This is a genomic window from Micromonospora sp. NBC_00898 (assembly GCF_045207895.1).
Taxonomy (GTDB): Bacteria; Actinomycetota; Actinomycetes; order Mycobacteriales; family Micromonosporaceae; genus Micromonospora.
This window is the reverse complement of sequence record NZ_CP108775.1, coordinates 4,304,518-4,328,868: the sequence shown is the minus strand read 5'-3', so window position 1 is coordinate 4,328,868 and position 24,351 is coordinate 4,304,518. Positions and strand designations below refer to the sequence as shown.

At 71.2% G+C, this 24,351-nt stretch carries 22 protein-coding genes and 3 pseudogenes; 18 read left to right on the top strand and 7 right to left on the bottom strand.

The features are described 5' to 3' along the window. Positions 1 to 62 precede the first annotated feature (62 nt). Positions 63 to 422, bottom strand: a complete 360-nt coding sequence (locus OG799_RS20990; RefSeq protein ID WP_406036856.1) for a YraN family protein — start codon at positions 420 to 422, stop codon at positions 63 to 65. Between the two features lie 222 nt (positions 423 to 644). Here OG799_RS20990 and OG799_RS20985 point away from each other — a divergent pair, with 222 nt between their 5' ends. The 8 genes from OG799_RS20985 to OG799_RS20950 all read left to right on the top strand — a co-directional run bounded on the left by OG799_RS20985 (position 645) and on the right by OG799_RS20950 (position 9,509). After that, positions 645 to 1,592, top strand: a complete 948-nt coding sequence (locus OG799_RS20985) for a hypothetical protein (protein WP_406036855.1) — start codon at positions 645 to 647, stop codon at positions 1,590 to 1,592. Positions 1,593 to 1,978: 386 nt separating this feature from the next. Continuing rightward, positions 1,979 to 2,836, top strand: a complete 858-nt coding sequence (gene rpsB, locus OG799_RS20980; RefSeq protein ID WP_406036854.1) for a 30S ribosomal protein S2 — start codon at positions 1,979 to 1,981, stop codon at positions 2,834 to 2,836. Between the two features lie 134 nt (positions 2,837 to 2,970). Continuing rightward, positions 2,971 to 3,798 carry a translation elongation factor Ts gene (gene tsf, locus OG799_RS20975; RefSeq protein ID WP_406036853.1) on the top strand — a complete coding sequence of 276 codons (828 nt, stop codon included), beginning with the start codon at positions 2,971 to 2,973 and terminating at the stop codon, positions 3,796 to 3,798. Between the two features lie 163 nt (positions 3,799 to 3,961). Continuing rightward, a complete protein-coding gene (gene pyrH, locus OG799_RS20970; RefSeq protein ID WP_091190591.1) occupies positions 3,962 to 4,729 on the top strand; it encodes a UMP kinase in 768 nt (255 codons plus the stop codon). Positions 4,730 to 4,811: 82 nt separating this feature from the next. Next, positions 4,812 to 5,369, top strand: a complete 558-nt coding sequence (frr, locus tag OG799_RS20965; protein WP_130332949.1) for a ribosome recycling factor — start codon at positions 4,812 to 4,814, stop codon at positions 5,367 to 5,369. Positions 5,370 to 6,023: 654 nt separating this feature from the next. Next, positions 6,024 to 7,163: a phosphatidate cytidylyltransferase gene (locus tag OG799_RS20960; protein ID WP_406046358.1), complete on the top strand. Its 1,140-nt coding sequence runs from the start codon at positions 6,024 to 6,026 to the stop codon at positions 7,161 to 7,163. Positions 7,164 to 7,267: 104 nt separating this feature from the next. After that, complete coding sequence (rlmN, locus tag OG799_RS20955) at positions 7,268 to 8,416, top strand: 23S rRNA (adenine(2503)-C(2))-methyltransferase RlmN (protein WP_406036852.1); 1,149 nt, start codon at positions 7,268 to 7,270, stop codon at positions 8,414 to 8,416. Between the two features lie 31 nt (positions 8,417 to 8,447). Further along, positions 8,448 to 9,509 carry a DivIVA domain-containing protein gene (locus OG799_RS20950; protein WP_406036851.1) on the top strand — a complete coding sequence of 354 codons (1,062 nt, stop codon included), beginning with the start codon at positions 8,448 to 8,450 and terminating at the stop codon, positions 9,507 to 9,509. 74 nt (positions 9,510 to 9,583) lie between these two features. On the opposite strand, the gene OG799_RS20945 is transcribed toward OG799_RS20950, so the two are convergent. After that, a complete protein-coding gene (locus OG799_RS20945; RefSeq protein WP_406036850.1) occupies positions 9,584 to 9,808 on the bottom strand; it encodes a DUF2631 domain-containing protein in 225 nt (74 codons plus the stop codon). Positions 9,809 to 9,886: 78 nt separating this feature from the next. On the opposite strand from OG799_RS20945, the gene OG799_RS20940 reads away from it, so the two are divergent. The 3 genes from OG799_RS20940 to OG799_RS20930 all read left to right on the top strand — a co-directional run bounded on the left by OG799_RS20940 (position 9,887) and on the right by OG799_RS20930 (position 13,319). Next, on the top strand, positions 9,887 to 10,756 hold the full coding sequence (locus tag OG799_RS20940; protein WP_406036849.1) for a hypothetical protein: 870 nt from the start codon (positions 9,887 to 9,889) through the stop codon (positions 10,754 to 10,756). Positions 10,757 to 10,884: 128 nt separating this feature from the next. Next, a complete protein-coding gene (locus tag OG799_RS20935) occupies positions 10,885 to 12,465 on the top strand; it encodes a Rieske 2Fe-2S domain-containing protein (protein WP_406036848.1) in 1,581 nt (526 codons plus the stop codon). Between the two features lie 200 nt (positions 12,466 to 12,665). Next, positions 12,666 to 13,319, top strand: coding sequence for a TMEM175 family protein (locus tag OG799_RS20930; RefSeq protein WP_406046357.1), 654 nt, complete (start codon positions 12,666 to 12,668; stop codon positions 13,317 to 13,319). On the opposite strand, the pseudogene OG799_RS20925 reads toward OG799_RS20930, so the two are convergent. The 3 genes and pseudogenes from OG799_RS20925 to OG799_RS20915 form a co-directional block, all read right to left on the bottom strand. Next, a pseudogene (locus tag OG799_RS20925) lies at positions 13,300 to 14,048 on the bottom strand (phytoene desaturase family protein); the annotation flags it as partial. The gene OG799_RS20930 and the pseudogene OG799_RS20925 overlap by 20 nt on opposite strands. A 607-nt stretch (positions 14,049 to 14,655) precedes the next feature. Then, the gene (locus tag OG799_RS20920; RefSeq protein WP_406036847.1) at positions 14,656 to 16,170 is read right to left on the bottom strand and encodes a recombinase family protein; all 1,515 of its coding nucleotides are present in this window, start codon (positions 16,168 to 16,170) and stop codon (positions 14,656 to 14,658) included. A gap of 41 nt (positions 16,171 to 16,211) precedes the next feature. Continuing rightward, a complete protein-coding gene (locus tag OG799_RS20915) occupies positions 16,212 to 16,397 on the bottom strand; it encodes a hypothetical protein (RefSeq protein WP_406046515.1) in 186 nt (61 codons plus the stop codon). Here OG799_RS20915 and OG799_RS20910 point away from each other — a divergent pair. Then, a complete protein-coding gene (locus OG799_RS20910) occupies positions 16,390 to 16,650 on the top strand; it encodes an MMPL family transporter (protein WP_406036846.1) in 261 nt (86 codons plus the stop codon). The two genes, OG799_RS20915 and OG799_RS20910, sit on opposite strands and share 8 nt — an antisense overlap. Beyond that, a pseudogene (locus OG799_RS20905) lies at positions 16,638 to 17,156 on the top strand (MMPL family transporter); the annotation flags it as partial. The gene OG799_RS20910 and the pseudogene OG799_RS20905, both read left to right, overlap by 13 nt. A gap of 30 nt (positions 17,157 to 17,186) precedes the next feature. Here the strand turns inward: OG799_RS20905 and OG799_RS20900 are convergent. After that, on the bottom strand, positions 17,187 to 17,348 hold the full coding sequence (locus OG799_RS20900; protein WP_406046514.1) for a hypothetical protein: 162 nt from the start codon (positions 17,346 to 17,348) through the stop codon (positions 17,187 to 17,189). On the opposite strand from OG799_RS20900, the pseudogene OG799_RS20895 reads away from it, so the two are divergent. After that, a pseudogene (locus OG799_RS20895) lies at positions 17,347 to 17,891 on the top strand (GNAT family N-acetyltransferase). The gene OG799_RS20900 and the pseudogene OG799_RS20895 overlap by 2 nt on opposite strands. Before the next feature lie 566 nt (positions 17,892 to 18,457). Then, a complete protein-coding gene (locus OG799_RS20890) occupies positions 18,458 to 20,944 on the top strand; it encodes an FAD-dependent oxidoreductase (protein WP_406036845.1) in 2,487 nt (828 codons plus the stop codon). Between the two features lie 100 nt (positions 20,945 to 21,044). Here the strand turns inward: OG799_RS20890 and OG799_RS20885 are convergent, their stop codons facing one another. Continuing rightward, positions 21,045 to 21,209 (bottom strand): hypothetical protein, encoded by a 165-nt coding sequence (locus OG799_RS20885; RefSeq protein ID WP_406036844.1) that lies wholly within the window; start codon positions 21,207 to 21,209, stop codon positions 21,045 to 21,047. A 70-nt stretch (positions 21,210 to 21,279) separates the two neighbouring features. Here OG799_RS20885 and OG799_RS20880 point away from each other — a divergent pair, with 70 nt between their 5' ends. The 3 genes from OG799_RS20880 to OG799_RS20870 are packed head-to-tail and all read left to right on the top strand — an operon-like array spanning position 21,280 to position 24,342. Beyond that, entirely contained in the window at positions 21,280 to 21,840 is a 561-nt protein-coding gene (locus OG799_RS20880; protein ID WP_406036843.1) for a Uma2 family endonuclease, read from the top strand. A 43-nt stretch (positions 21,841 to 21,883) separates the two neighbouring features. Beyond that, on the top strand, positions 21,884 to 23,095 hold the full coding sequence (gene dxr, locus OG799_RS20875) for a 1-deoxy-D-xylulose-5-phosphate reductoisomerase (protein WP_406036842.1): 1,212 nt from the start codon (positions 21,884 to 21,886) through the stop codon (positions 23,093 to 23,095). After that, positions 23,095 to 24,342 (top strand): M50 family metallopeptidase, encoded by a 1,248-nt coding sequence (locus OG799_RS20870; protein WP_406036841.1) that lies wholly within the window; start codon positions 23,095 to 23,097, stop codon positions 24,340 to 24,342. Before dxr ends, OG799_RS20870 begins: the two co-directional genes overlap by 1 nt. Positions 24,343 to 24,351: the final 9 nt, after the last annotated feature.

The window sequence follows — 24,351 nt, the reverse complement described above, 5'->3', positions numbered from 1 at the left end:
GCCTCGTGCCGCCCTGCCTTGATGATTCGCTCGCTGCGCTCGCTCATGCCCGGCCGCCCATCTCAGAACGCGCCCTTGAGGTGGTCGACCCGGGCCGCGCCCGCCACGGACAGCCGGACCGACAGGACGTCGAAGCGCACCTCGTCCGCGGTGGTTCCGGTCTCGGCCAGCCACCGGGCGGCCAGGCCGCGCAGCCGGCGCGCCTTGGCCGGTACGACCGCCTCGGCCGGGCTGCCGAAGTCGTCCGTACGACGGGTCTTCACCTCGCAGAAGGCGAGCACCCCGCCCTCCCAGGCGATGATGTCGATCTCGCCGTCCGGGCAGCGCCAGTTCCGGGCGACCGGCCGCAGTCCCGCCTCGATCAGGTGTCGGACCGCGCACCGTTCCCCGTACGCGCCGACGGCCTGGTTCCGCTTCGTCATGCGGCCAGGGTGGGCCCGGGGCGGTCGGTACGGCCGCCCTGTCCGGTCTGCCTGTGGACAACCGGCGGGGCTGTGGACGACCGGACGATCATGTCGGGCCTGTGCTAGGACGCGGCCAGGCGGTCACCGAGCGTGCACCCGCGATGACCGGATCCGTGTCGTGCTGACCTGGGACGGCGTCGTCAGCCGGCCGGATGGCGCAGGTGGAGCCGGTCGCATACCGTGCCCGTCGTGGACGGACGACAGAGCTTTCCCGAGGATCAGCAGGGGTCGCGTTGGGGCGACCAGGGGTACGCCGAGCCGGACTGGCGCGGAGCGGGCGACCCGCGCTACCGCGACGACGACTTCCGGACCCCGGAACAGCGCGCCGGCGCGGACGACGGCCGGTACGCCGACCCGGTGACCTCCCGGTACGGCGAATCCGGGCGCTTCGGTGCGAACGACCCGCTCGGCGACGGACATCAGGAGACCGACGGCTATCGGTCCCGGTCGCGGCGCGGGGAGGACCCGGAGGTCTCCGGCGAGCTGCCCGGTGAGCGCGGCGGCCGGCGGGCCGCGCGGGAGAGCGCGGACCAGCTCGTCGCCGGCGGCCGGGAGAGCGTGGCCGGGCCGGACCAGCTCGGCGCGGACCGGGCACCGGACGCGCTGCGACCCGCTCCCGTCGGCGGCTACCCGATCGTCGAGCCGACCCACGCCGCCGTGCCGCCGTTCGGGGTGGGGGACCGTCCGTCCGGCCCGATCCATGCCGGTCCGACCCCGTTCACCGTCGGGGACCGCCCTGGCGGCCCGGCCCCGCATCCGCTGGAGATGCCGACCGGGCCGATGCCGTCGGTCGCGCCCCGGCTCGACGCCCCGCCGACCGGCGACGGCGTCTACCGGACCCGCCGGCCGGCGCTCGCGGTGGTCCTCGCGGCGCTGACGCTCGTCTTCGAGGTTCCCGCCCTCCGGGTCCTCCTGCACGGCGTGGTGGGGAACCCCGTCTCGTCCTCGGACGTGGTGGTGGGGACGTTCCTGGTGGCCGGGCTGCCGATCTTCGCCGCCGGCCTCTACGGGCTGCGTACCGGTGGGTTGTCGCTCGCCGACGGCAGCCGCGGCTGGCTCCGCCCGCCGACGGCCTACCTGACCGTCGGGCTGGTGCTCTTCGTCGCTGCCGCGCTCGGCGCCCGCTGAGTCGCCCCTCGCCGGCTCGCCCGGCATGCGGTGGGCCGGTGACGCCGTGCGGCGAGCCGCCCGCGCCGGGCGCAGGCCCCGCCGGCGCGGCGCGCCACCCGCACGGGTCGAGCCGGGCGCCGGGGACCGGTCCGGGTGGTACGCCCGGAAAGTGACGGTGCGGGGCGTTCCCGCACCCCGGGTCTGGCGGGCGGAGAAGGGGCGTACACTGGTCGACTGGCGACCGCCTCGCGCGGTCGACCTCGCGCGCCCTCTCCACGTTTCCTCGTGGGGCGACGGCCTCCCTGGTCCCGACCCTGTCGGGCCCGTCACGGCCGGCGACCGGGCGCCAGGACGCCCGGCCGCCGGCCGGGCGGGACAACCAGGGAACACGAGGAGTACCCACCATGGCCGTCGTGACCATGCGTCAGCTGCTGGAGAGCGGTGTCCACTTCGGGCACCAGACCCGGCGCTGGAACCCGAAGATGAAGCGCTTCATCTTCACCGAGCGCAACGGTATCTACATCATCGACCTGCGCCAGACCCTCGACTACATCGAGAAGGCGTACGACTACGTGCGCACCACGGTGGCCGAGGGCGGCAGCATCCTGTTCGTCGGCACCAAGAAGCAGGCCCAGGAGGCCATCGCCGAGCAGGCGACCCGGGTCGGTCAGCCGTACGTCAACCACCGCTGGCTCGGTGGCATGCTGACCAACTTCCAGACGGTGTACAAGCGCCTGCAGCGGATGAAGGAGCTGGAGGCCCTGGGTGACCTGAGCGGCACCGCCGCCGGTTACACCAAGAAGGAGACGCTGCAGCTCTCCCGCGAGAAGATCAAGCTGACCCGCACCCTGGGTGGTCTGCGGGACATGCAGAAGCTGCCGGCCGCGATCTGGGTGGTCGACACCAAGAAGGAGCACATCGCCGTCGACGAGGCCCGCAAGCTGGGCATCCCGGTGATCGCGGTGCTCGACACCAACTGCGACCCGGACGAGGTCGACTTCCCGATCCCGGGCAACGACGACGCCATCCGTTCGGCGGAGCTGCTGACCAAGGTCGTGGCCGCCGCCGTCGCCGACGGCCTGATCGCCCGTTCCGGCCGTCGCCGGGGCGGCGACGAGAAGCCGGAGCCGGGCCAGGTCGGCACCGACGAGCCGCTGGCCGAGTGGGAGCGCGAGCTGCTGGAGGAGCCGAAGAAGGCCGACGAGCAGCAGCCGGCCGAGCAGCCGCAGGCCGAGCAGCCGGCGCCCGCCGCCGCGGAGTGATCGCACCGCCGCGTCCCCATCGTCCGTTTTCGCGGTCGGTGGGGCGCGGCGGATACGCCGGGCACATCCGGCCCGGATCCGGGTAACCCGGCAGCCAGACCATCCCACGCAGTCCCAACACCGAAGAGAGAGTCATGTCCAACTTCACCGCCGCGGACGTCAAGAAGCTCCGCGACCTCACCGGCGCCGGCATGATGGACTCCAAGAAGGCGCTGACCGAGGCCGAGGGCGACTTCGACAAGGCCATCGAGATCCTGCGCGTCAAGGGCGCCAAGGACGTCGGCAAGCGGGCCGGCCGCACCGCCGCGAACGGCCTGATCGCCCACTCCGGCAAGGCGCTGCTCGAGCTCAACTGCGAGACCGACTTCGTCGCCAAGAACGACGCCTTCATCGCCTTCGCCCAGCAGCTGGTCGAGCACGGCGAGCGCAGCGGCGTCAGCACCGCCGAGGAGCTGCTGGCCAGCTCGATCGACGGCAAGCCGGTCGCCGACCTGATCCAGGAGCAGTCCGCCAAGATCGGCGAGAAGCTGGTGCTGAACCGCTTCGCCAAGCTGGACGGCAACGTCGCGGTCTACCTGCACCGCAAGAGCCAGGACCTGCCGCCGGCCGTCGGCGTGCTGGTGGAGTACGCCGGCAAGACCGACGAGGCCGGCGACGCCGACGCCCGCGGTGTGGCCATGCAGATCGCCGCGATGCGGCCGAAGTACCTCACCCGGGACGAGGTGCCGGCCGAGGTCGTCGAGTCGGAGCGGCGCATCGCCGAGCAGACCGCCCGCGAGGAGAACAAGCCCGAGGCGGCGCTGCCGAAGATCATCGAGGGCCGGGTGAACGCCTTCTTCAAGGACTACGTCCTGATCGAGCAGGCGTCGGTGGCCGACAACAAGAAGTCTGTGAAGCAGATGCTGGCCGAGGCCGGCATCGACGTGACCCGCTTCCTGCGGTTCGAGGTCGGCCAGGCCTGAGCCGCCAGCTCGGGCGCGTGAGGCGCCCGTGGGCAAGCAACGTCGACGAGGAGGCCGCCGGTGTACGTGACAGGCACCGCGGCCTCCTCGTCACATAGGGTCGGCAGCGGCAGGTACGCGGTACGCGGCGCACACGAGGTGCGCGACGGGAAGGGCGGGGCGGATGACGCAGGTTGTGAGTGACCGGAGCCTGGCGGCGGATGATCCGACCGCCCCTCCGCCCGGCCGGGCTCGCCGGGTGGTCCTGAAGCTCTCCGGCGAGGTCTTCGGCGGCGGCGCGATCGGGGTCGACCCGGACGTCGTGCAGGGCATCGCCCGGCAGATCGCCACCGTGGTCCGCCGCGGCGTGCAGGTCTCGGTGGTGGTCGGCGGCGGCAACTTCTTCCGCGGCGCCGAGCTGCAGAAGCGCGGCATGGACCGGGCCCGGGCCGACTACATGGGCATGCTCGGCACGGTGATGAACTGCCTGGCGCTGCAGGACTTCCTGGAGAAGGAGGGCATCGAGACCCGGGTGCAGAGCGCGATCACCATGGCCCAGGTCGCCGAGCCGTACATCCCGCTGCGGGCCATCCGGCACCTCGAGAAGGGCCGCGTGGTGATCTTCGGCGCGGGCGCCGGCATGCCGTACTTCTCCACGGACACGGTCGCCGCCCAGCGGGCGCTGGAGATCCGCGCCGACGTGGTGCTGATGAGCAAGAACGGTGTGGACGCCGTCTACACCGCGGACCCGCGGATCGACCCGACCGCCAGCAAGCTGGACTCGATCACCTTCTCGGAGGTGCTGCGCCGCAACCTGCGGGTGGCCGACGCCGCGGCGTTCAGCCTCTGCATGGAGAACGGCCTGCCGATGCTCGTCTTCGGCGCGCAGGGCGACGACACCATCGTCCGGGCGGTCGGCGGCGAGAAGATCGGCACCCTGATCACCGCCTGAGCGGCCCCGCCGAACCAGTAGCGGTCCTCCGACACGAACCAGCAGTGCCCACGACGAGCAACAGAAGGAGGCGAGGAGACCGGTGATCGACGACACCCTCCTCGAGGCCGAGGAGAAGATGGAGCGTGCGGTCGAGCACGCCAAGGAGGAGTTCGGCGCCATCCGCACCGGTCGCGCCAACGCCGCCATGTTCTCCAAGGTCATCATCGACTACTACGGCACCCCCACCCCGCTGCCCCAGATGGCGTCCATCGGCGTCCCCGAGCCACGCATGGTGATCATCAAGCCGTACGACAACTCGCAGATCAACGCCATGGAGAAGGCGATCCGCGACTCGGACCTCGGCGTGAACCCGAACAACGAGGGCAACCAGCTCCGCATCCTGCTGCCGCAGATGACCGAGGAGCGGCGCCGCGAGATGATCAAGGTCGCCCGGCACAAGGGCGAAGAGGCCAAGGTGGCCGTCCGCAACATCCGCCGCAAGGGCAAGGAAGAGCTGGACCGCCTGGTCAAGGACGGCGAGGTCGGCGAGGACGAGGGCCGGCGCGCGGAGAAGGACCTGGACGACCTGACCCAGCGGTACGTCGCCACCGTCGACGAGCTGGTCAAGCACAAGGAAGCGGAGCTGCTCGAAGTCTGAGCCGCCCGACGACCCGTCACGGCACCGGCGTGTCGCCGCCCTCCCCGGGCGGCGGACCCGGTGCCGTCGTCGTGGTGGGCCATCGTCCGCCGTGCCGGGTTCCCCGGTGCAGTAGGCTCGGCACGATTCCCACCCACCACCGGGTGAACGGCGGGGATCGGCCGGCCGTCGCGCCGGTCAACCGGAACAGTCGCGCCTGTAGGGGATGGTCTTGGTCTTGCGTCAAGTGGTGGAACTCGTACCGCGTCCACTCGGTGCGTGATGTCCCACCCCGACCCCTACGGCGCCGCCGAGCCTCGCGGCTGGGACCGACCGGACCGTCTGCCCTGGCCCGACCCTGACCTCGAGCCGGGTTCGCGGCGCCGCCCGGGCGCCGATCCCGAGCTGTACGCCGAGCCGCACGGCCGGACCCGCCCGCCGGCGGAGGCGTACCCCGGCCCGGCCCGCGACCCGTACACCCGCCCGGGAGCCGGCGGCCCGTGGCCTGGTCCGTACGACGAGCGGCCCGGCCGCCCCCACGGCCGCCCGGACCGTGACCACGATGGCCGCGGCCCGGAACCCGCCGAGCGCGGCTACCGCGGCGACCGTGGCTACGGGGACGACCGTGGCTACGGGGACGACCGTGGCTATCGCGACGACGTCGAGGACCGGGGTATGCGGCGCACCGGCTACGACGGTCCCGGGCGCCGCGACGCCGACATCGACGACCGCAGCCGGTGGGACGCCGGCTACGAGGACTCCGGCCGGTGGGACGCCGGCTACGACGACCCGCGCCGCCCGGCGGGCGCGGACCGGGGCTACCCCGGTAGCGGCCCGTGGGGCGACCGTTCCGAGGCGCCGGACGACGAGTATCCGACCGCCCAGATCGCCCCGGTCCGGGACGAACCGGACCCGGAGCCCGAGCCACCGTCGGGCCGCCGCCAGCGCGGCCGGCGGCGGGCCGGCGCGGACCGGCCACCCACCCAGCAGACCGCGCCCAGCCGGGCCGGCCGCAACCTGCCGGCCGCGATCGCTGTCGGGGTGGGCCTCGGCGCGGCGATCCTGGTGCCGCTCTTCTTCTACCTGCCGGCGTTCCTCGCCGTGCTGGTCGCCGCCGTGGCGGTCGGGACCTGGGAGATGACCCGGGCGGTACGCCGCAGCGGCGCCCACCCGCCGCTGGTGCCGCTGGTCGCCGGTGGGGCGATCACCGTCGGGCTGGCCTGGTTCGCCGGCCCGGACGCGCTGAGTCTCGGCCTGCTGGTCACCGTGCTGGGCACGATGATCTGGCGGTTGGGCGACGGCCCGGGCAACTACCAGCGCGACCTCACCGCGGCCACCCTGATCGCGGTCTACGTGCCCTTCCTCGGCGGCTTCGCGGCGATGCTGGCCGCCGCCCCCGGGGACGGGCGGCTGCGGGTGCTGGTCACCCTGGTCGCCGTGGTCCTCTCCGACACCGGCGGGTACGCGGCCGGCGTGGCGTTCGGCAAGCACCCGATGGCGCCGTCGATCAGCCCGAAGAAGTCCTGGGAGGGCTTCGCCGGGTCGGTCACCGCGGCGGCGGCCGGCAGCGCCCTGCTGATCTGGCTGCTCTTCGACGTGGCCCCCTGGTGGGGCGCGCTGTTCGGGGTGGCGATCTCCTGCGCGGCGGTCCTCGGTGACCTCGCCGAGTCGATGATCAAGCGGGATCTGGGCGTCAAGGACATGAGCAACCTGCTGCCCGGGCACGGCGGCCTGATGGACCGGCTCGACTCGATCCTCTTCGCGGTGCCGACGGCGTACCTGCTGCTGGCGGTGTTCGTGCCGGTGGTGGGCTGAGGCATGAATCACGTCGGCGGACGCCGTTCCGGCACGCGGTCGGGGCCGATTCGGCACGGTCGGACGGCTGTGTCCCGCTCCCGGCGTGTCAGACTGGACGCGCCATGACGAGCCTGCCACTGATCTCCGTAGACCCCGACGCCCGCGGTCGCCGACCCGCGATGCCGCCCCGTCACCTCGCCGACCTGGACCTGCCGGGCCGGCAGGCGCTCGTCACCGAGCTGGGTGAGCCCGCGTTCCGTGCCAAGCAGGTCTCCAACCACTACTTCGGCCGGTTGGTCCGGGACCCCGCGCAGATGACCGACCTGCCGGCGGCCACCCGGGAGCGGCTCGCCGGGTCGCTGCTGCCCACGCTGCTGAACCCCGTCCGCGAGCTGGCCTGTGACGACGGGGCCACCCGCAAGGCGCTCTGGCGGCTGCACGACGGCTCGCTGGTGGAGAGCGTGCTGATGGGTTACCCGGACCGGGTCACCGTCTGCATCTCGAGCCAGGCCGGCTGCGGCATGGCGTGCCCGTTCTGCGCCACCGGGCAGGCCGGGCTGACCCGCAACCTCTCCACCGCGGAGATCGTCGACCAGGCGGTCTACCTGGCCGGGGTGGCGGCGTCCGGCGCGGTCGCCGGCTCGCCGCCGCGGCTGTCGCACGTCGTGTTCATGGGCATGGGCGAGCCGCTGGCCAACTACTCGCGGGTCGTCGCGGCGATCCGCCGGCTGGTCGCCCCCGCGCCCGAGGGGCTCGGCCTGTCCCAGCGGCACATCACCGTTTCCACGGTGGGGCTGGTCCCGGCCATCCGCCGACTGGCCAGCGAAGACCTCTCAGTGACCCTTGCGTTGTCGCTGCACGCCCCCGATGATGAGCTGCGCGACGAACTCGTCCCGGTCAACCAGCGCTGGAAGGTGTCCGAGGTGCTGGACGCGGCGTGGGACTACGCGGCCACGACGGGGCGTCGCGTGTCGATCGAGTACGCGATGATCAAGGACGTGAACGACCAGCCGTGGAGAGCCGACCTGCTCGGACGGCTGCTGGCCGGCAAGCTGGCCCACGTGAACCTCATCCCGCTCAACCCGACTCCGGGCAGCCGCTGGGACGCCAGCCCGAAGCCGGTCGAGCGGGAGTTCGTCCGGCGGTTGCGCGACGCCGGGGTGTCGACCACGGTGCGGGACACCCGGGGACGCGAAATCGACGGCGCGTGTGGGCAGCTCGCCGCCGCCGAGGACAGGGACACCGATGCGCCGCGCGAAACAACGGCGTGACCGGGCGTAGCGAACGAGACCAGGAGACATAGTGGCGAGTCAGGGTCAGCGTTTCCGGCGTAAGGCGCTCCGCCGGGGATACAAGGTCGACGAGGTGGACGCCTTCCTGGACCGGGTCGAGGCGACCCTCGCCGGGCAGCCGGTCGGCGCGCCCGTGGCCTCCCAGGAGGTCCACGACGTCGTCTTCCGGGTCCGCTTCAACGGCTACGACGAGTGGCAGGTCGACCTGCACCTCGACCGGGTCGAGCGGCAGTTGGCCGAGCTGGAGGAGCGCGGGGGCGTCCCCGGCGGTCGGGGCGGAGACCCCCGGATGGCCGACCGGCTCGGCCCGCCGATGCGCGACGACCGCGGCCTGTCGCCGGTGCCGCAGCCGCCGATGCCGCCCCGGGGGATGCCCGCGCAGGCCGGCCCGCCCGCCGACCGCTACGGCCGGTACGACGAGCCGACCGGCGCCTTCGCCGGCGGGTACGACGCCCCCCGCGGCGGGTACGACGCCCCGCGCGGCCCCGGCGGTCCCGGCCCGATGGGTCCGGGCGCCCCGATGGGGTACGGTGGCCCGCCGCCGCGCGGCCTGCCCCCGGGCCCGGGCGGGTATGGCCAGGACGACTCGCGCTACGGCCAGGACGAGCAGCGTTTCGACGGCTTCGAGGCCGGCCGGCACGGGCGTGCCGACATGACCGCCGAGATCCGGATGTCCGAGCGGGAGCTGCGTGACATGCGCGATCGCGGCCCGGCCGGCCCACCGGCGCTGCCGCAGCAGGGCATGGGCGGCGGCCCCCCGATGGCCGGCCCGCCCGTCGGTGGCCCGCCGATGGTCGGCCCGCCGATGGCCGGCCCGCCCGGCAGCGAGCTCTACCGGGTGGACCAGATCCGGCGCAGCTTCCAGGTGCGCCGCTTCGGCAGCGGGTACGACCCGGACCAGGTGGACCGCTTCTTCGAGACCCTGCTCGGTGGTATGCAGGGCCGCAACCCGATGCCGGTGAACCCGAAGGACCTGGACACTCTGCGCTTCGGGCTGGTGCCCGGCGGCTACTTCGAGGCCGAGGTCGACGCCGCGCTCAAGGACGTGCAGGACATCCTCTTCGGCCGCTGAGCCCGTACGACGACGAAGGCCCGCCCCCGACGGGGGCGGGCCTTCGTGTTACCGGGTTCCGGACGTCGACCGGGTCAGGACCGCAGGCCGTTGCGGCGCAGCACCGAGTCGCCGATGACGATGGCCAGCAGCAGCACGGCGATGCCGATCAGCCAGATGTCCTCGACCTTGCCCTCGTGGTTGCCGCAGAGCGCCATCACCACCAACACCACCGCCGAGAGCACCGCCCCGATCCGTCCGGACTTCCGGTGTCCGGGCTTGTGCTGATCTGGCGCGGTTACCGGCTCGCTTCCTGCCACTGTCGGTCCTTCCCTCGCGATCGGATCTCCGGTTAGTCTGGCACGCCCGGTGCCGGGCCCGGCGCAGGGTCCGACCTGATGGGGGAGCCCATGACCCGCGCGGACGACCGCGAGCTGTTGAAGACGGCGTACGAGGCGTGGGAGGCGGAGAACTGGGCGGTCGCCGGGGAGCTGCTGGAGCGGCTGGTGCGGCGGCACCCGGACCTTCCCCCGTCCGGGGTGTGGTGGTACGACGCCGCCCTGGCCCACAAGTTCCTGCGCAACTGGGCGAAGGCGTACGAGCTGGGGCGGGAGGCGGCCGCCCGGGCGGAGCGGGGCACCGAGGACCCGGCGTTCTGGAACCTGGGCATCGCGGCCACGATCATGGAGGACTGGGCCATTGCGCGGGACGCCTGGCGGGGCTTCGGCCTGACGGTCCCGGACGGCGACGGGGAGATCGTCACGGATTTCGGGGTCGCTCCCGTCCGGCTCATGGAGGGCGAGGTGGTCTGGGCGCGGCGGCTCTGCCCCACCCGGGCCCGGGTGTTGAACGTCCCCACGCCCGAGTCGGGCCGCCGGTTCGGCGAGGTGGTGGTGCACGACGGGGCGCCCAACGGGGAGCGGACCGTCGACGGGCAGTCGTTCCCCGTCTTCGACGAGCTGCTGCTGTTCCGGGCGTCGGACCTGCCGACCACCACCGTCGAGGTGGTCGCCGGGACGCCGGAGGACGTCCGCGCCCTGGCGGCGCTCTTCGACGAGCACGGGTACGCGGCGGAGCCGGCCAGCGGCGTCCGGATGATCTGCTCCTGCTGTAGCGAGGGGAGCGTGGCGCAGGACGCCCATCACCAGGTCACCGGCGGGCAGCGGGTGCACCTGGCCGCTCCGGTCGACGAGATCCCCGGGCTGATGGGCCGCTGGCACGCGGGCGCCCCGGAGCGGCGGAGCTGGACGGAGCCGGTCCGAGGCTGAGCGCCCCGGGCCGTTGGACCCCTCCTCGGCCGGGCGGATCGGCACTACCGGCGTCGCGGGGCGGCGGCCAGACTGCCTCCGGTAGCGTCGGGACGTACACCTTGATTGTCTTTTTGAGGGGGACTGCGGTGCGAGTGACCGGTACGGGACATGCCAGCATGCGGATCGACACGGCCGCGGGCAGCATCCTGTGCGACCCGTGGGTCAATCCGGCCTACTTCGCCTCCTGGTTCCCTTTTCCGGACAATTCGCTGCTGGACTGGGCGGCCCTGGGCCAGGTCGACTACCTGTACGTCTCGCACCTGCACCGGGACCACTTCGACGCCAAGCACCTGCGCGACTCCGTCTCCAAGGACGCCACCGTCCTGCTCCCCGAGTTCCCCACCTCGGAGCTGGAGGACGAGCTGCGGGAGCTGGGCTTCACGAAGTTCCTCAAGGCGCCGAACGAGCAGGTCGTGGAGCTGCCCGGCGGCCTGAAGATCATGATTCAGGCGCTGACCAGCCCGACCGACGGCCCGATCGGTGACTCCTCGCTCTGGGTGGAGTACGACGGCGTCCGGCTGCTGAACCAGAACGACGCCCGGCCGACCGACCTGACCGTCTTCGCCGAGTTGGGCCACGTGCACGCGCACCTGCTGCAGTTCTCCGGCGCGATCTGGTACCCGATGGTCTACGAGCTGCCGCAGTCGGCGAAGACCGCGTTCGGCAAGCAGAAGCGGGACCGGCAGTTCGACCGCACCTGGCGTTACATCGACGACCTGAAGGCCGACCACGTCTTCCCGATCGCCGGCCCGCCCTGCTTCCTCGACGACGCGCTGTGGCAGTTCAACGACATCCACGGCGACGAGGGCAACATCTTCCCCGACCAGTCGGTGTTCCTGGAGGAGTACGCCAAGGTCGGCGGCACCAACGGCATCGTGCTGCTGCCGGGCAGCGTCGCCGAGGTCACCACCGAGGGCGCGAGCACCACCCACCCGGTGCCGGTGGCGGAGTTCTTCGCCGACAAGGTCGCCCACCTGGAGGAGATGCGGGAGCGCAAGCGCCCGATCATCGAGGCGGAGAAGGCGTCCTGGCGGCACCCCGAGGTCGACGTGCTCGGCGAGCTGAAGCGCCGGATCGAGCCGCTGCTGGACGAGTCGATCTACCTGGCCAAGGGGGTCGGCGGCCCGGTCCGCTTCGACCTGGTCGGGTACGACGGGGAGAGCGTTGAATCGATCGTGGTGGACTTCCCGGGCAAGGAGGTCCGGCCGTACGCGGACGAGAAGGTGCGCTACCGGTTCCGTACCGAGCGGGCGCTGATCGAGCACCTGCTGCACATCGGCGAGGTGGACTGGGTCAACTCGCTCTTCCTCTCCTGCCGCTTCTCGGCGGCCCGGATCGGCCAGTACAACGAGTTCGTCTACGCCTTCTTCAAGTGCCTCTCCGAGGAGCGCCTCCAGTACGCCGAGGGCTGGTACGACGAGCACGAGCGGGCCGTCGACGCGGAGGACATCACGCTGGACGGCTGGGTGGTGCAGCGCCGTTGCCCGCACCTGAAGGCGGACCTGAGCCGGTTCGGCATCGTCGAGGGCGACCAGCTCACCTGCCAGCTGCACGGCTGGAAGTTCGACCTGGCCAGCGGTCGCTGCCTCACCAGCGTCGGCCACAAGATCCGCGCCCACCGCGCTGACGAGCAGACCCCCGCCCCCGCCGGCGAGGCGCTCAGCTGACGACCCGGCCGGGGGCGCGCGGATGCCCCCGGCCGCACCTCCGATCCGCGCCCGCGCGGCCCCTCCCTGGGCGACTATGCAGTGGTGGTGGGTGGCGAAAGTCGCAGACCGGCACCGACCGGACACCAGCGAGAGCGGGGCGGGGCGTGACGGGGGCAGGCGCAGAAGAGAGGGAGTACCGGTACCGGCGGGACCGGGAGATGGCCCGGGACGCGTCCCGGGTGGAGACGTTCAGCGACGGGATCTTCGCGGTCGTGCTGACGGTGATGGCCGTCGAGCTGCTCCAGTACGGCCCGGCCAGGGCCGGCGGGAGGGAGCTTCCCGACGCCCTCGCCCACGCCTGGCCGTCTTACCTGGCGTACGTGATCACCTTCGGGATCGCCGGCCAGATCTGGCTCGGCCACCACAACATGTGGCGGTACGTGGTTCGGGTGGATCAGGTGCTGCTGATGTTCAACCTGCTCCTGCTGCTCTTCGTAGCCGCGATCCCGTTCACCGCCGACCTGCTCTCGGACAACCTGCGCGGCAGCGCGACCGAGCAACGGCTGACCGCCGCCCTCTACGTCGGCACCGTGCTCGGTGAGTCGCTCTTCTTCAACCTGAGCTGGTGGTGGGCTCGGCGGCACCGGCTGCTCCACCCAGACCTGGATCCCCAGCTGGCCCGGGCGGTCGCGCGGCGATTGCTGCTGCGCCCACCGCTCTATCTGATCGCCTTCGCCTTCGTCTTCGTCGACCCGATCCTCAGCCTCTTCCTCTACCTGCTGCTCGTCGGCCTCTCCCTCATCCGCCGCCCCGGCGACCTGCCCCGTTTCTCCGCCGAGGCCGGCGGGGAGGTCAGCGGCCCAGGTCGGTGAGGATGCGCTGGGCGGCGTTGTGGCCGGCGGCGCCGATGACGCTGCCGGCGGGGTGGCAGCCGGCGCTGCCGGCGTAGACGCCGTCGACGCCGGTGGCGTACGGCCTCCGGTCGGAGAACGAGACGGTGTTGTCGACGTGGTGGATGTGCCCGCCGGTGATGCCGAAGTGCGCCTCGATGCCGGGCGGGGGCAGCGGCACCGCGTCGGCGATCAGGTCGCCGGCGCCGGGGGCGTAGCGCTCGCAGATCTCGATCAGGCGGGACACGTACCCGGGCAGCGCCTCGTCCCAGGTGGTGCCGGCCAGCTCGTAGGGGACCGACTGGACGAAGAGCGCCGAGGAGTGGTGCCCGGCCGGGTCGGACAGCGACGGGTCGACGGTGGTGTGCAGGTACCACTCGATGGTCGGCTCCTCGGGCAGCCGGCCGGCCTGCACGTCGTCCACATCGCGCGCAGCGCCGCCATCGGCGACTCGCCGCCCGCCCCGACCAGCGACGCCGAGCCGGGCAGCAGGTGGATGGTCGAGCCGAACGGGCTCGGCGCGTCCGCCGGCAGGCAGGAGAAGCGGGGCAGCCCGGTCAGCGCCAGGTTGAGCTTCAGCGTGGTGCCGGGCCGCCGGACCGCCGCCATCCGCTCGGCCAGGGGCGCCGGGAGCGCGCCGTCGGGCAGCAGGTCCATCAGCCGGTACGGGTCGCAGGCCGCCAGCACCACGGAGGCGGCCACCTCCCGCCCGTGCCGCCACGGCGGCAGCAACGGCCGTACGGGGCTGGATGCGGTGACGGTGCGAGTAGTCCAACGGGCAGGGGGTTTCCCGGTCGCACATGCCGTGCGCCGGGGTCCAGCCGGCGATGTGACCAGCCAGGTGCCATGGCTAAGCCGTGCCTGTCCGGCTGGTTGCTGTCCGCCGTTCGGGCCCTCGCGTTCATGGGGCTTTCCAAGCTGGTGTTGTCCGGGAAGCCTGCAGCCCAAGTTCCGGAACGACCCGTTGTGACGCCCCGGGAAGCCCAAGGAAGTAGCCGCCCCTCCCGTGGCCGCGGAGGTGGCCCCGGAGGGCCCCAGCGGCCCCGTGGGGCCGGATCCTGTGACTCCCGTCCGGAACCGTCGTCCGGCTGTTGAAACGGCCCGGTTGGCTGGTGAGTTGTTCCGGACCAAACACCCCCGGCCCCTGGTTGCTGGTCGAGCATCCCACGGGCTGTCACGTTTCCCGGCTTGCCGCCGGGCAGACAGCATCCCACGGCCCAACACCCCGGATCACAGACGCGCACCAGGGCCCATGGGCACAGAAAACCCCGGCAGGCTGGGACACCTACCGGGGCTAGTTCGTCGCTCTACGGGCCGCCTAGGGGGCCGTGGCGTACCGGGCCGCGTGTGCTTCCTGGCGTTCCGCCACCTCCACCTCATCCGGACCCACCGGGAGGGGCCGCAACCGTCCCCGCCGGTCGTAGACGTGGACGTAAACCGCCGTGGGCGGCAGCACGGGACTACCCGCCGGGAAGATAGCCACCCGCGAGGTAACCGCCCGCACCAACAACCGCCGTTGCTCAATCGTCTGAGCCTCAAACTGTTCCACAGTCACCGGGACGTGATCGGGCAGCGTCCCCGGCTCAGGCTCCGTCAGGGCGTCGGAAATCTCGGTCAGCCGGTCAAGGATGCCTCGGTTGGCCTGCTCAAACTGAGGCAGCGTCATGGCCCGCCGGGAGAGCATGTCAGCCAGTTGCATCATCTCCGCCTCAAGCTGGACGCGCTCAGCGTCCAACGCTGCCCGGTCAACCGTGGGCCCCTGGTCGTCACCCTGGCCCAAATCCTCAGCGGTCAACATCTCCACCACGGCATCCCTGACGTAGTGGTCAATCTGTTCCGCCCGTAGCTGCCAGCACTTCCCGTCGCACTTGTAAACCCGCTTTTTAACCCCGTGTCTGGTGCGCGTCCAGTCGCTACGGGCCGGCGCACCACAGATACCGCAGTCAGCGATACCGCCGCATAGGTACTTGACGTTGTTTCCCGCGGCCTGGCGCGTTCGGGTTACGTGGGCCACAAGGTCGGTCCATTCCTGGTATGACAGGATGGGTTCCCAGTTCCCGGGGATCAGTTCCACACGGTGCTTAGGGGCCCGGTCAGCCTTCCCGGTCGTAAGAATGCTGGTCGGCTGGTAGGCGATCCTGGCGGCAAGATAGGGGTTCGTCAGGGCCCCCTTAACAGCCATCCACGTGTACGGCTTGCCAGTCTTCGGGGCCATGATTCCCCGGCTGGTCCATTCCCGGGCCACGCTGGAAAGCGTGCCGCCCGTCCGTACCTGGTCAGCCGCCCATCGGATAGCGTCCGCCTCATCGGGGACAACGTCAAACGTGGCAACCCCGTTTACACGGGCCCGCTGGTAACCCAGCGGCCGGACAGTGCCCACCGGGGAACCGTTGGCCACGCGGTGGCGGTTGGAGGATTTCTGACGGGCGGATTTCTTCTCCACCTCGGCCCGGGCCATCGTCCCCGCCAACCGGGCGGACATGCGGCCCTCAATCGTCGTGAGGTCAAGGTGGCTGCCGTGGGACCAGAACACGGGAACGCCGTTGCTGTTGAGCACGTCAATCAGTTGCTCTAGCTCAATCGGCTGACGCACCAGCCGGTCATCATCCCGGCAGACGATGCGGGCTACCCGGCCCGCCCTGGTATCAGCCATCATCCGCCGGTACTCCGGGCGGACCTTCCGGGTATCGCTGGCAGACCGGGAAGCGTCCCGGTACACCTCAACGTCCGTCCAGCCGTTGCGCTCGCAGAGGGCCAGGCACTCCGCCTCCTGAGCCTCAAGGCTCACGGACACCTTAGTTTTGATCGAGATGCGGACGTAGACAGCGGTCACGGGGCCCGTGGGCCCGGGGGAAGCCATGTGTATAGTCTGCCCTAGTTCCCGACCAGGAAGTTGTACCCGGTGACCGCGTCGTCCGGGCCGGCGTTGAGCCCGGACAGGCCGTCGGTGACCGCGTACATGCTGACCAGCAGCTCGGAGCGGACGTCGAAGCGGGCCAGGTAGTCGGCGACGGAGCTGGTCGCAGCCACCACCCCGCTGCTCATAGGTGGGTTGGCCATCCTCGGCGCCTTCGTGGCGGTCCGCCTGGTCAACCTGGTCACCGACATGTCGATCTTCGCGATCAACATCATCACCCTGATCGGCCTCGGCATGGCGGTCGACTACGCCCTCTTCGTGGTCAGCCGGTTCCGCGCGGAACTGGCCGCCGGGCACGACACCGGCGAGGCGATCCGCCGGACCATGGCCACCGCCGGCCGGACCGGGACCTGCTGGACAGCCTCGGCGACCAGCTGCCCTGGATGGCGCTGCTGATGGCCGGCGCGACCCTGCTGCTGCTCTTCCTCGCCTTCGGCTCGGTGTTGCTGCCGGTCAAGGCGGTGCTGATGAACCTGCTCTCCATCGGCGCCTCGTTCGGCGTGGTGGTCTGGATCTTCCAGGACGGGCACCTGTCCGACCTGCTCGGCTTCACCCCGATCGGCTTCATCGAGCCGAGCAACCCGATCCTCATGCTCGCGGTGCTGTTCGGGCCGGCCACCGACTACGTGGTATTCCTGCTCTCCCGGGTCTGCGAGGAGTGGGACAAGACCGCGGACAACACGACCGCGGTGGCCAGCGGCCTCCAGCACACCGGGCGGATCATCACCGCCGCCGCGTTGCTGTTGATCATCGTGGTGGCCGGCTTCGCCACCGGCGGGATGTCGTACATCAAGCTGATCGGGGTCGGCATGATCGTGGCGATCGTGGTCGACGCGACGCTGGTCCGCGCGCTGCTGGTGCCGGCCACCATGCGCCTGCTCGGCCACGGGAACTGGTGGGTCCCCGGCCCCCCTCGCCGGCATCTATCGCCGCTACGGCATCCGCGAGTCCGCCGACCCCAGCCCCGCCACTGCGGCGGCCCGCCAACGGCTCAGCGCCAGCGTCGCGGAGTAGCCGGCCAGGACGATCACAGGGAACAGGTAGAGCCAGAGCAGGACGGCGACGCCGCCGCACGCATTACGATCCGCCAGCATGACGATCGTCTCGACCGACCGCCTGGTGGTCCGCGACTGGACCGAGGACGAAGCGGACCTGGACCGGATCTACGACATCTACTCCCGGGACGAGGTGATGCGCTGGCTGGGCGGCGGATCGGGGCGGATGACCGACCCGGCGCAGGCGGCCGAGCGGGTCCGGTCCTGGCGGGACCGGTACGCCCCGTACCGCGACCGGTACGGCCTCTGGGCGATCGAGCCGCGCGCCACCGGCCGGACGGCGGGCAGCGTGCTGCTCAAGCCGCTGCCGGGCCGTGACGGCGTCACCCCCACCGACGACATCGAGATCGGCTGGCACCTGCACCCCGACTCCTGGGGGCACGGCTACGCCACCGAGGCGGCCCGGGCGGTGCTCGACCGGGAGTTCGCCGGCGGCGCCCGGCAGGTCTACGCGGTGGTGATGGCGGGCAACGAGGCGTCGACGGCGGTGGCCCGCCGGCTCGGCATGACCCATCTCGGCGTCCGCACCGACTGGTACGGCGGCGCGAACTGGAGACCTTCGTTCTCAACCGTCCCGACTGACCGGTTCCGCTGCGCGCCCATGCCTGGAACAGGGGGTGTGCAGGCGAGCTGCGGCCCTATCGTCGGCGCCGTGCTGATCCGCTTCGACGCCGCCACCGATCGGGTCCGCTTCACCGCCCGTACCGGCGGCACCTGCGCCAGTTGTTCCTGCCGTACCGGGGCACCGGCCTCGAAGCCAACCTGGTGGAACTGGTGTTCCTGCCGACCTACGCGTCCTGGCTGAACTGGATCGAAGCCGAGTTCGCCGCAGTGCGCTAATTCGCGCTCAACGGCACCGACCACCGCAGCCACGCCGAGCAGGACGCCGCCATCGGCGACTACATCCGCTGGCGCAACCACCGCGCCAAACCGAAATCCGGATTCGCCACCGGATCCAAAATCCGCCACCCGGATTACCCGTTCAAGGCTGCATGACGAGGCACTAGTTCGCGGCGCTGCGGGTCTATAGCGGTAGCGGTCCAGGATCGGACAGACCTGTCGAGGTGACCGGCCGACGGCGGTGCGCGCGGGCGGGACGGCCATAATCGACGCGCCTGGCGAACTCGTCAATCAGGATCGGAGCGACCATGACCCTGCCGACACCGCCCAAGAGCGGCCCCGCGCCGAGCGGCGTCCCAGATCGTGCGCGCGTCGTCGTGGTGGGCGGCGGGATCATCGGGACCTCCGTCGCGTACCACCTCGCCCACCTCGGGTGGACCGACGTGGTGCTGCTCGAACGCGACCAACTGACGTCCGGCACCACATGGCACGCGGCCGGGCTGATGGTCACGTTCGGCTCGACGTCCGAGACCTCCACCGAGATGCGCAGGTACACCCGCGACCTGTACGCCCGACTCGAGGCCGAGACCGGGCTCGCCACCGGGTTGAAGCAAGTCGGCTTCATCGAACTCGCGACCGAACCGGGCCGCCTGGAGGAATACCGCCGCGTCTCGGCGTTCAACCGGTACTGCGGAGTCGACGTTCACGAGATCTCGCCGGGCGAGGTCAAGAAGCTGTTCCCCCTCGCCCGCACGGACGACCTGCTCGCCGGCTTCTACGTGCCGCAGGACGGCCGGGCGAACCCGGTGGACGTCACCATGTCGCTCGCCAAGGGCGCCCGGATGAAGGGCGTGAAGATCCTGGAGGGCGTCCCGGCCACGGGCGTGCTGCGGCGGGGCGGCGCGGTGACAGGCGTACGGACGCCGTACGGCGACATCGAGGCCGAGTACGTCGTCAACTGCGCGGGCATGTGGGCCCGCCAGCTCGGCGCGGCGGCGGGCGTGAACATCCCGCTGCAGGCGGCCGAGCACTACTACCTGATCACCGAGCCCGTCGAGGGCGTCGACGGATCCCTGCCCGTACTCGAAGACCCGGCGTCGTACGGCTACTTCCGCGAGGAGGGCGGCGGGCTGATGCTCGGGCTCTTCGAGACCGTCTGCGCGCCCTGGAAGATCGAGGGCATCCCCGACAACTTCTCGTTCGGGGAGCTACCGCCCGACTGGGACCGGATGGCGCCATACCTGGAAAAGGCGATGGAGCGGATCCCGGTCTCGATGGAGGTGGGCGTCCGCACGTTCTTCTGCGGCCCGGAGAGCTTCACCCCCGACCTGCAGCCGATCGTCGGCGAGGCGCCCGAGCTGAAGAACTACTTCGTGGCGGCCGGGCTGAACTCCATCGGCATCCTGACGGGGGGCGGGATCGGTCGCGCACTCGCCCACTGGATCATCGATGGCCGACCGGACATCGACGTCACCGGCATCAACATCGACCGGCTGCACGCCTACCAGAGCAACCCGGAGTACCGGGCGACGCGCACAGTCGAGTCGCTCGGCACGGTCTACCAGTGCCACTACCCGGGCCGCTCGATGCAGACCGCCCGCAATGCGAAGCTCTCCCCGCTGCACCACCGGCTCGTCGAGCAGCGCGCGTACTTCAAGGACGTGAGCGGTTGGGAGGGCGCCGACTGGTATGCGCCCGAGGGCGTCGAGCCGAAGGTCGACGCGCTGTCGTGGGGGCGGCAGAACTGGTTCCCGTACTGGGAGGCCGAGCACCGCGCCGCCCGCGAAGGCGTGATCCTCATGGACATGTCGTTCATGTCGAAGTTCCTCGTGCAGGGACGCGACGCCGGACGCGAACTCGAGCGCATCTCCGCCAACCGCGTCGACGGCGAGGCGGGCGTCATCACCTACACCCAATGGCTCAACGAGGGCGGCACGCTCGAGGCCGACCTCACGGTTACCAAGCTCGGGGACGACCGGTTCTGGGTCGTTGCCTCGGACACCGCGCACCGGCACGTCGAGACGTGGATGCGCCGCCACTTCGGGGACGCGCAAGCGTCCGTCACCGACGTCTCGGGTGCCTACGCGCAGATCAACATCCAGGGCCCGCGCTCGCGGGACCTGCTGGCGTCGGTGACGACGCAGGACATGTCCAACGAGGCGTTCCCGTTCCGCACGGCGCGTGAGATCGACCTCGGGTTCGCCCGCGTGCTCTGCATCCGCATCACCTACCTCGGCGAACTCGGGTATGAGCTCTACATCCCCGCCGAGCAGGCCGTGCACGTCTACGACCGGCTCGTCGAGGCGGGCCGGGCGGTGGGCCTGCGGCACGCCGGGCTCAAGGCGCTGTCGAGCCTGCGGATGGAGAAGGGTTACCGCGACTACGGGCACGACATCGACAACACCGACTCAGTCCTCGAAGCCGGGCTCGGCTTCGCAGTCGCGCTCGACAAGCCGGGCAGCTTCATCGGCCGCGAGGCCGTGCTGGCCAAGAAGGCCGAGGGGCCGCTCACCCGCCGGCTCGTGCAGGTGCTGGTCACCGACCCCGAGCCGTTGATGTTCCACGCCGAGGTCGTGCGCCGCAACGGCACGCCGGTCGGCTACATCCGGGCGGCCTCGTACGGCTTCTCGCTCGGTGGGGCGGTCGGCCTCGCGATGATCGACGCACGCCAGCCGCTCGATCAGGCGTGGATCGATTCCGGCAAGTGGACCGTCGAGATCGGCGCCTCGACCTACCCGGCCCTGGTCTCGCTGCGACCGCTCTACGATCCCGCCAACAAACGGATAAAGATGTGAGGGGTAGGAGTATCCACCGATCTCATCGAGCTCTATCTCATCCACCCTGGGCATGACCGTAATCTTGAGCCAGGTTCTTGACGCGGGACAGGCCGGCGCATCAGTCTTTGACACACTTGGCCAACAGGTTGATCGATTCGGGCTCGTACATCACGCGGGTGGTCGGGCGTCCGAAGGCCGATGCCTGGAAGAGCCGGTCCAGGTCCTCCTCAGTCCGGTGGACGAGCCGCCAGTCCAGCACGTGGTCCATCAGCGCCTTGGTCACGTTGCGCGGATGGAAGTTGCCGACGATGAGGCGCCCACCGGGCCGCATCGTTGGGTCGGCGTGACGACGCGTGGACCGCACGAGCAGCGCTCGACCTGTTGCCGGAGAACACGGCCCGCGCGTGGAGGTGCTGCGTGGCTGCGTCGTGGTCACGCCCGGATGCGGGCCCGACCGGCGGGTGGTGCAACGGGAGCTCGCCTATCGCCTCCGGCAGGCGGGACGATCGGCTCGCGTGTGGGCTTACCCCTCGGTCAATGTCATCCCTGGGGATGATCTATTTATCCCGGATCTCGCCATGTTGCGCACTCCGGGTGGCGGTCGAACGGCGATTGACATCTCATCGGCGGTCCTGCTCGGCGAGATCGTGTCGCCGGCCGACCACCGCAGCGGTGTGATCGACCGGCGTCGCGAGTACGCCGCGGCCGGGGTTCCCTTCTTCCTCCGGGTCGACCTGCGTAACCGGGTTCCTGCGCTGGCCCTCCACGAGCTGGTCGAGGGGGAGTACCAGGCGCTCTCCGCCGCAGCCGCCGGCACCACCTTCGTCATGCGGCAGCCGTTCGAGTTCTCGGTCGACCCGGCCGATCTGCTCGACGAGGAAGCGCCGTCGGTGGAGCCGGACACCGCGGAGTGAGGCTCCCAGCGGGCGTTCAGGACGCCTGGGGAAGAATGGCCGGGTGACCTCTCCCCGTGACCTCGTCCTGCTCGGGTCCACCGGCTCGATCGGTACCCAGGCCATCGACATCGTCCGGCGCAACCCGGACCGGTTCCGGGTGGTCGCGCTCGGCGCCGGCGGCGGCAACGTCGAGCTGCTCGCCGCCCAGGCGCTCGAACTCGGCGTCGAGGCGGTCGGGGTGGCCAAGGCGTCCGCCGCGCAGGACCTCCAGCTCGCCTTCTACGCCGAGGCGAGCCGGCGCGGCTGGGCCGCCGGCGACTTCAAGCTGCCCAAGATCGTGGCCGGGCCGGACGCGATGACCGAGCTGGCCCAGTGGCCCTGCGACATCGTGCTCAACGGAGTGGTCGGCTCGCTGGGGTTGGCGCCGACCCTGGCGGCGCTGCGCGCCGGTCGTACCCTCGCCCTGGCCAACAAGGAGTCCCTCGTCGCCGGCGGCCGCCTGGTGAAGGCCGCGGCGACGCGGCCGGGGCAGATCGTCCCGGTCGACTCCGAGCACACGGCGCTCGCCCAGTGCCTGCGCTCCGGCTCCCCGGCCGAGGTGCGGCGCCTGATCGTGACCGCCAGCGGCGGTCCGTTCCGCGGCCGGCGGCGGGACGAGCTGACCGAGGTGACCCCGGAACAGGCGTTGGCCCACCCCACCTGGAACATGGGCCAGGTCATCACGATCAACTCCGCCACGATGGTGAACAAGGCGTTGGAGGTGATCGAGGCGCACGAGCTGTTCGACGTGCCCTACGCGGACATCGAGGTGGTGGTCCACCCGACTTCGGTGATCCACTCGATGGTCGAGTTCGTCGACGGTTCCACGATCGCCCAGGCCAGCCCGCCCGACATGCGGCTGCCGATCGCGGTAGCGCTGGGCTGGCCGGACCGGGTGCCCGGGGCCGCCACCGCGGTCGACTGGACGAAGGCCCACACCTGGGAGTTCTTCCCGCTGGACGACGCCGCGTTCCCGGCCGTGGCGCTGGCCAAGGCCGCCGGCGAGGCCGGCCGCTGCCGGCCGGCGATCTACAACGCGGCCAACGAGGAGTGCGTCGCGGCCTTCGTCGCCGGGCGGCTGCCGTTCCTCGGCATCGTCGACACCCTCGAGCGGGTGCTGGAGGACGCTCCCGACTTCGCCGAACCAGGTACCGTCGAGGACGTGCTCGCCGCCGAGTCGTGGGCACGGGCGCACGCCCAGGAGATCATCGCGGCGTCGGTGGAAGGAGCCTGATGGCATTTCTGCTCGGGGTGGTGGCATTCGCCCTGGCGATCCTCATCTCGGTGAGCCTGCACGAGGCGGGGCACATGCTCACCGCCAAGGCTTTCGGGATGAAGGTCACGCGGTACTTCGTCGGCTTCGGCCCGACGCTGTGGTCGTTCAAGCGGGGGGAGACCGAGTACGGCGTCAAGGGCATCCCGCTCGGCGGCTTCTGCAAGATCGTCGGGATGACACCGCAGGACGACGACGTCGACCCGGCCGACGAGCCGCGGGCGATGTGGCGCTACCCGGTGTGGAAGCGGACGATCGTGATGTCCGCGGGCTCGATCACCCACTTCGCGCTGGCCCTCGTCGCGCTCTGGATCATCGCGATGTCGGCCGGCCTGCCCAACCCGGACTTCCCCAGCACCGAGAAGGAGTTCCGGGCCCAGCCGGCGGTCGTCTCCCTCGCCCCCTGCGTGGTGGTGGAGAGCGCCAACCGTGCCTGCCAGCCCGGCGACCCGGCCAGCCCGGCGTCGAAGGCCCAGCTCCGCGACGGCGACCGGATCACCGCCGTCAACGGCCGGCCGGTGAGCAGTTGGGGCGACATGCTGGACGTGGTGCGCGGCACCAAGCCGGGCACCGCCACCGTCGAGTACGTCCGCGACGGCACTCCGGCCACCGCCACCGTCGACCTGGCGGCCGTGCAGCGCCCGCCGCTGGACGACCCCAAGGGCGCCACCGCCGCGGTCTCCGCGCTCGGCGTCGCCCTCCAGCCCAGCACCCCCGCCCGACTGACGTACGGGCCGGTCGGCGCGCTCGGCGCGACCGCCGACTTCACCGGCAGCATGGCGGTGCAGACGGCGCAGGCCATGCAGCGCATCCCGCAGAAGGTCCCCGCCCTGTGGACCGCCATCACCGGCGGCGAGCGGGACGTGGACACCCCGATCAGCGTGGTCGGCGCCAGCCGGCTCGGCGGCGAGGCGGTGGAGAACAACGCCTGGCTGATCTTCTTCATGCTCTTCGTCTCGCTGAACTTCTTCATCGGCGTGTTCAACCTGCTGCCGCTGCTCCCGCTGGACGGCGGCCACATCGCCATCGCCTGGTTCGAACGGGCCCGCTCCTGGGCGTACGCCCGGATCGGCCGCCCCGACCCGGGCCGCGTCGACTACCTCAAGCTCATGCCCCTCACGTACGCGGTGATCCTGATCGGTGGCGTGTTCACGCTGCTGACCGTCGCCGCGGACGTCGTCAACCCGATCACGCTCTTCCCAAGGTGAGTGCCTGAA

Bases quoted from the DNA above. Each gene is read 5' to 3' on its own strand.
- OG799_RS20870 (WP_406036841.1), top strand. From the start codon at position 23,095: ATGGCATTTCTGCTCGGGGTGGTGGCATTCGCCCTGGCGATCCTCATC.
- OG799_RS20940 (WP_406036849.1), top strand. From the start codon at position 9,887: ATGGGGGAGCCCATGACCCGCGCGGACGACCGCGAGCTGTTGAAGACG.
- OG799_RS20930 (WP_406046357.1), top strand. From the start codon at position 12,666: ATGGCCCGGGACGCGTCCCGGGTGGAGACGTTCAGCGACGGGATCTTC.
- pyrH (WP_091190591.1), top strand. From the start codon at position 3,962: ATGACGCAGGTTGTGAGTGACCGGAGCCTGGCGGCGGATGATCCGACC.
- tsf (WP_406036853.1), top strand. From the start codon at position 2,971: ATGTCCAACTTCACCGCCGCGGACGTCAAGAAGCTCCGCGACCTCACC.
- rlmN (WP_406036852.1), top strand. From the start codon at position 7,268: ATGACGAGCCTGCCACTGATCTCCGTAGACCCCGACGCCCGCGGTCGC.
- rpsB (WP_406036854.1), top strand. From the start codon at position 1,979: ATGGCCGTCGTGACCATGCGTCAGCTGCTGGAGAGCGGTGTCCACTTC.
- OG799_RS20990 (WP_406036856.1), bottom strand. From the start codon at position 422: ATGACGAAGCGGAACCAGGCCGTCGGCGCGTACGGGGAACGGTGCGCG.
- OG799_RS20890 (WP_406036845.1), top strand. From the start codon at position 18,458: ATGACCCTGCCGACACCGCCCAAGAGCGGCCCCGCGCCGAGCGGCGTC.
- OG799_RS20960 (WP_406046358.1), top strand. From the start codon at position 6,024: ATGCGGCGCACCGGCTACGACGGTCCCGGGCGCCGCGACGCCGACATC.
- OG799_RS20915 (WP_406046515.1), bottom strand. From the start codon at position 16,397: ATGGCCAACCCACCTATGAGCAGCGGGGTGGTGGCTGCGACCAGCTCC.
- OG799_RS20900 (WP_406046514.1), bottom strand. From the start codon at position 17,348: ATGCTGGCGGATCGTAATGCGTGCGGCGGCGTCGCCGTCCTGCTCTGG.